Consider the following 2176-nt stretch of genomic DNA (forward strand, 5'->3'; position numbering starts at 1 on the left):
GGCTGGAACCCTACGTCGCGCGGCCGGGCACCGTCAGCCGCAACGGTCTGCCGGTGTCGCGGCTGGGCAGGCAGAAGGTGGACCAGGCGTTCATCGGTTCGTGCGCCAACGGCCAGCTCGAGGACCTCAGGATCGCCGCGGAACTGCTGCGCGGCAGGACCGTCGCCGCCGGGGTGCGGCTCCTGGTCACCCCCGCCTCGCAGGCGGTCTACCGCGAGGCCATGCGGCTGGGGTATCTGCAGGACATCGCGGATGCGGGCGGCGTCGTCACCAACTCCACCTGTGGCGCCTGCTTCGGCTACCACATGGGGGTCGTGGGCCCCGGCGAGGTGTGCATCACGTCGAGCACCCGCAACTTCACCGGCCGGATGGGCAGCCCCGAGGCCGAGATCTTCATGGCCTCACCGGCCACCGTCGCGGCCTCGGCGATCGCCGGTTACATCACCGACCCCAGGAGCGTGACGGCATGACGGTGGCATTCGGCGGAAAAGTCTGGGTGTTCGGCGACAACCTCAACACCGACGACATGTACCCGGGCTACGCGCTGAAAATGGAGCCCCGGGAGGCGGCCAGGCACGTGTTCTACCAGGTCCGCCCCGGCTGGACCGACGAGGTCTCCCCCGGCGACGTCGTGCTGGCCGGCAAGAACTTCGGGGTGGGGTCGTCGCGGCCGGTCGCGGCGTTGTTCACCGAGCTGGGCGTCGCCGGGCTGGTCGCCGAGGAGTTCAACTCGCTGTTCTTTCGCAACGCCGTCAACGCCGGGCTGCCGGCGATGACGATCCCCGACGCGACCTCCGTGTTCGCCGAGGGCGACCGGGGCACCTTCGACCTGAGCGCCGGAACATGGCGCAACGACACCACGGGGGCCTCGGGCACCGTACCGACGCTGCCCGGGCTGATCCTCGAGATCCTCGAAAGCGGCGGGGTGCTGCCCCGGCTGGTCGAGCAGGGCTACCTGCCCGCGGAACTGGGCGATCTGCTGCGGTCTTCCAGCGTGACGATCCGCGGCGCGGGAAGCGGCGCGTGATGGCGCTGCTGGGCAGGCTGCTGCGCGGCGCCCGCGCGGGTGAACACCGAAGCCCGTTGGCCGCCGCTGCATTCGACGCTCCCCGCTCCATCCGCGTGACGAGCTCGGCATTCGACGACGGCGCGGCCATGCCGCCGTCCAGCGCGGGAAAGGGCGCCGGAGAAAACATCTCGCCACCGCTACGCTGGGAAGGGCTGCCGCCCGGGACGCGGCAGGTGGTGCTCGTCATCGACGATGTCGACGTCCCGCTGCACCGGCCGCTGCTGCACACCGTCGCGGTGATCGAACCGACGGTGCGCCAGGCTGCTGCGGGTTCGCTGCGCCCGGGCAGCGCAGGAATGCGTTTTCTGCGAGCGGATCTGGGGCATCGCGGCTACGCCGGGCCTCGCCCGATCCCCGGCCACGGACCCCACCGCTACCGGTTTCAGGTGTTCGCGATCGACGAACCGATACCCGCCGTTGTCGACTCGGCCAAGGCCCTGTTGGTTGCGATGCGTGGCCACCTGCTGGCTCGGGGCACGCTCACCGGCACCTACGAGCGCTGAGCCTCCGCGGCCTAGTCTTCGGGTACCTCGCGCTGGATCTCGTCCAGCCAGATGCGCGCCGACATGTCCGACGGGGCGCGCCAATCCCCCCGCGGCGAGAGCGCCCCACCGTGGGACACCTTCGGACCGTTCGGCAGGGCGGACCGCTTGAACTGGCTGAAGGAGTAGAACCGCTGCACGAAAACCTGCAGCCAGTGCCGGATCTCCTTGAGCGAGTAGGAAGGCCGCTTGTCCTCGGGAAATCCCGACGGCCAGTTGCCGTGGTCGGCGTCGTGCCACGCGTGCCAGGCCAGAAACGCGACCTTCGACGGCCGGAATCCGTAGCGCAACATCTGGAACAACGAAAAGTCTTGCAGCGCGTACGGCCCGACTTTGGCCTCGCTGCTCTGCAGCTCTTCTTCCTCTCCGCCCGGGACCAGCTCCGGAGTGATCTCGGTGTCCAGCACCGACTGCAGCACCTCGCCGACCTCGGCCTCGAACTCGCCGGTGGAGATCACCCAGCGGATCAGGTGCTGGATCAGCGTCTTGGGGACACCGGCGTTGACGTTGTAGTGCGACATCTGGTCGCCGACACCGTAGGTCGACCAGCCCAGCGCCAGCTCGG

The 2176-nt window shown here is 69.4% G+C and carries 3 protein-coding genes and 1 pseudogene; 3 read left to right on the forward strand and 1 reads right to left on the reverse strand.

The features are described from left to right. The 3 genes from AC2VNT_RS10145 to AC2VNT_RS10155 form a co-directional block, all read left to right on the forward strand. Positions 1–470: aconitase family protein (locus tag AC2VNT_RS10145; RefSeq protein WP_486946731.1), on the forward strand; the 470-nt coding region annotated here is incomplete at its 5' end. Then, positions 467–1027: a LeuD/DmdB family oxidoreductase small subunit gene (locus tag AC2VNT_RS10150; protein ID WP_486946732.1), complete on the forward strand. Its 561-nt coding sequence runs from the start codon at positions 467–469 to the stop codon at positions 1025–1027. The genes AC2VNT_RS10145 and AC2VNT_RS10150, both read left to right, overlap by 4 nt. Next, positions 1027–1572 carry a YbhB/YbcL family Raf kinase inhibitor-like protein gene (locus AC2VNT_RS10155; RefSeq protein WP_486946733.1) on the forward strand — a complete coding sequence of 182 codons (546 nt, stop codon included), beginning with the start codon at positions 1027–1029 and terminating at the stop codon, positions 1570–1572. The genes AC2VNT_RS10150 and AC2VNT_RS10155 overlap by 1 nt, the downstream gene beginning before the upstream one ends. A gap of 11 nt (positions 1573–1583) precedes the next feature. Here AC2VNT_RS10155 and nadE read toward each other — a convergent pair. Next, a pseudogene (gene nadE / locus AC2VNT_RS10160) lies at positions 1584–2176 on the reverse strand (NAD(+) synthase); the annotation flags it as partial.

This window comes from Mycobacterium sp. TH-M15 (genome assembly GCF_057473705.1).

Excerpts from the sequence above, each read along its gene's own strand:
- AC2VNT_RS10155 (WP_486946733.1), top strand. The coding sequence starts at position 1,027 with ATGGCGCTGCTGGGCAGGCTGCTGCGCGGCGCCCGCGCGGGTGAACAC.
- AC2VNT_RS10150 (WP_486946732.1), top strand. The coding sequence starts at position 467 with ATGACGGTGGCATTCGGCGGAAAAGTCTGGGTGTTCGGCGACAACCTC.